This window comes from Gaiella sp., assembly GCF_035558935.1.
Taxonomy (GTDB): domain Bacteria; phylum Actinomycetota; class Thermoleophilia; order Gaiellales; family Gaiellaceae; genus Gaiella.
In genome coordinates, this window is sequence record NZ_DATMBZ010000157.1 from 1 (window position 1) to 3,285 (window position 3,285).

Below are 3,285 nucleotides of genomic sequence, written 5' to 3' on the forward strand. Positions count from 1 at the left end.
CTCTGGGAGGGGTTCCGCGGCGGTTCCCGGCCGCGCCTCGAGCATGGCTGACGACGGCGCGCGCGTCGCCTGCGTCGTCGTCACCTACGACGCCCTCCCCTGGATCGAACAGTGCCTCGCGAGTGTCGCGGGAATCGAGACCGTGGTCGTGGACAACGGCTCCTCGGACGGGACCGTCGACGTCGTCCGCGAGCGGTTTCCGCAGGTGCGCGTGATCGAGTCCTCGAACGACGGGCTCGCGGCAGGATGGAACCGCGGGATCGCCGAGACCGGCTCCGAGCACGTCCTCGTCCTGAACGCCGATGCGTGGCTCGTCGAGGACGCCCTCTCGCGGCTCGTCGCCGCGGCCGACCGGCATCCGCGTGCCGCCGCGATCGGCCCGAAGCTGCTGAACCCCGACGGCAGCCTCCAGCGCTCGGTGCGCGGCTTCCCGACGACGTGGCGACTGGCCACCGAGTACCTCTACCTGCGCAAGCTCGCGCCGAGGTCACGCTCCTTGAACGCCTTCTACGGCGCAGGCTTCGACCACGAGAGCGAGCGGGCGGTCGAGTGGGTGATGGGCGCCTGTTTCCTGCTCCGCCGCAACGCATACGACGAGGTCGGCCCATTCGACGAGCGGTTCTTCCTCTTCAGCGAGGAGGTCGACTGGATGCGCCGCGCGACCGATCGGGGATGGTCGGTCGTGTTCACGCCCGAGGCACGCTGCGTCCACGTGAGCGGCGCGGCACACGGCGGGCGGCTCTACCGGGAGAACGTCCGCGGCCACCTGCGGTACCTGTCGCTTCACGGACGTCCCGGTGAGGCCGAGCGGGCGAGGAAGATGCTTCGGGCGTCGCTCGCCGTCCGAGGGCGGATCCACCGCGGCGAGCGAGCCGGCTTCTACCGCGACGCCGCGGCCTGGCTCGGGTCGGGCGACGTCGACGCGTTGTTACGCCGTTGAGCGGCATCTGGCTCCTCACGCAGCTCGTCTTCGGCTTCGTCGTCGTCCTCGTGCCGGGTGCGCTTCTCGCCCGGACGCTCGGCGTCCGTCGCCTGTCGGCGACGCTCGCGTGGTCACTCGCGCTCGTCTTCGCCGCGCTCGCGGTGACGTTCGCGGTGCACGGGTCCCTGGCCCTCACGCTCGTACTGCTGCTCGGCGCCGGGCTCGCGGCGCTCGTCGTCGGCATCCGCCGCGGGCCTCGCCGGGGCCTCGGGCGCAACGGGGTCCCGCGGCGAGGAGGCGTGCTCGCCGCGGGAGCGGTGCTCGGGCTGCTCCTCTGGCATGTGGCCGGGCACGTCGGCGGGGACGGGTTCTTCCACCTGGCGCGGATCCAGAAGCTGCTCGCGTTCGGCGACCTCTCGCTCTCGAGCGCGAACGAGTTCCCGGACGGCGGGCTCCATCCCGGCTACGCGTTTCCGCTCTGGCACGGCTTCCTCGCCCTCGTCGCGAAGGTGTCGGGCGCCGATCCCGTCGACGTCGTCCTCCACGGCCCGACCGTGCTTGCCCCGGTTGCGGTGCTCGTGGCGTACGAGGCGGGCTGGGCGCTGTTCCGCAGGGTGGCTCCGGCGGCCACGGCCGCCGCCGCAGGAGTCGCGCTCGTCGCGATGGCACCGGGCTCCGGCGGCGCGTTCACGGCGCTCGCGCTGCCCGCCACCGCCTCGCGCCAGCTCCTCGTCCCGGCGGCGTTGGCGCTCGCCTTCGAGACGATCCGCGCGCCGTCCCTTCCGCTCGTCGCTTCGACCGCCGCCGCAGGCCTCGCCCTCGCGGTCGTGCATCCGACGTACGCGCTCTTCCTCTGGCTCCCCCTGGCGGGATTCGTCGCGGTGCGGTGGTTCTGGGAACGACGCGACCTCCGGGCGGGCACGCTCGCGCTCGGCGCGCTCGTCGTCCCTGCGGGGCTCTTCGTCGCCTGGCTCCTGCCCGTGGTCGGCGACACGGCCTCGGTCAACCCGGACGCCGCCGAGCGTGTGCGCGGCTTCGACCAGTACGCGGGACAGCTGCACGGGACGGAGGACCGCTTCTCCGTCGTCCCGGAGCTGTTCGGCCGCACGGGTGCCGTCGCGGTTGCGGCGTTGCTGGCCGTCCCGCTCGCGGGACTCGCGACGCGCCGGCGCTGGGCTGCGTTCGTCGTAGGAGGCTCGCTCGCGGTGTTCGCGGTCTGCCTCGTCCCCTGGATCTTCACGCCGTTCTCCGACGCCGTCTCGCTCTCCCAGTCGCGACGGCTCGCCGGCTTCGTCCCCCTCGCGTTCGCGCTCGCGGGGGGGATGGGCGTCCTCGCCCGTCTCCTGGGTCGAGCAGTCGTGCCGGTCGCGCTCGGCGCGGGCCTCGCGTTCCAGCTGCTCTATCCGGGCGACTTCGGCTACACGCTCGAGGACGGTGGGCCCGCATGGGCGACGTGGATCGCCGTCGTCGGGGGGCTCGTCGCGCTCGCGCTGGGGTTCCGTCGCCGCCCGCCGCTCGAGCGAACGGCCGCGCTCGCGTCGGCGCTCGTGCTGCTCCCCACGTACACCCACGGTCTCGCGAACTGGAGCCCCTCCGAGGCGCGCCGGCCGAGCCCGCTGTCGGACGGCCTGGTTGCGGCAGTGCGACACGACGTCCCCGTGGGCGCCGTCGTCTATGCGGACCCGGAGGCGAGCTACCGCCTGGGGGCCGTCGCACCGGTGCGCGTCTGCGTCAACCCGCCGGGCCACGTCGCGGACACGGTCGACAACCGCCCGCGCGAGCGTGTCCGGGACTTCCGCCGCTTCGCCCGCACCGGCGACCTCGGGATCCCGCGCGCCTGTGGCGCGACCTGGCTCGTCGTCGACCGCCAGCGGTTCCCGCGCCTCTCGACGACTCTCCCGGTCGTCCACCGGGACGCACGGTGGGTGCTGTATCGCCTCTGAACGGCATCGAAGTACCATCGCCGGCCGTGAAGGTCCTGATCGTCAGCTTCTACTTCCCGCCGGCGGGAGGCGGAGGCGTGCAGCGGCCGCTGAAGCTCGCGCAGTACCTCCCCGCGATGGGGATCGAGACTCACGTGCTCGCGCCTGACGACCCGCGCTGGCTGCACCGGGACGAGGGCCTCCGGATGCCTTCGCAGGCGTGGGTGCACCGCGCGCGGTACGTCGGCGTCAGCGGCGGCAAGCCCACCGAGGTGCTTGCGGGGACGCACGGAGTCGAGCGCGCGTTGACCCACGCCCGCCTCCAGCTGCGGCGCCTCGTCGTGCCCGACGAGAACGCGACGTGGGCCGTCACGGCGATTCCGGCCGGGATCCGCCTCGTCCGCGAGCACGCGATCGACGTCGTCCTCTCGACCTCGCCGC

Annotated in this window: 2 protein-coding genes and 1 pseudogene; all 3 read left to right on the forward strand. The window is 73.5% G+C overall.

Features of this window, described 5'->3' with window-relative positions; translation table 11 throughout:
* Nucleotides 1-43 precede the first annotated feature (43 nt).
* Nucleotides 44-940: a glycosyltransferase family 2 protein gene (locus VNM44_RS15035; protein WP_325626727.1), complete on the forward strand. Its 897-nt coding sequence runs from the start codon at nt 44-46 to the stop codon at nt 938-940.
* Nucleotides 937-2,865 (forward strand): DUF6541 family protein, encoded by a 1,929-nt coding sequence (locus VNM44_RS15040; RefSeq protein ID WP_325626729.1) that lies wholly within the window; start codon nt 937-939, stop codon nt 2,863-2,865. The genes VNM44_RS15035 and VNM44_RS15040 overlap by 4 nt, the downstream gene beginning before the upstream one ends.
* A gap of 26 nt (nt 2,866-2,891) precedes the next feature.
* A pseudogene (locus tag VNM44_RS15045) lies at nt 2,892-3,285 on the forward strand (hypothetical protein); the annotation flags it as partial.

Coding starts and splice junctions, on each gene's coding strand:
- VNM44_RS15035 (WP_325626727.1), top strand. CDS start 44: ATGGCTGACGACGGCGCGCGCGTCGCCTGCGTCGTCGTCACCTACGAC.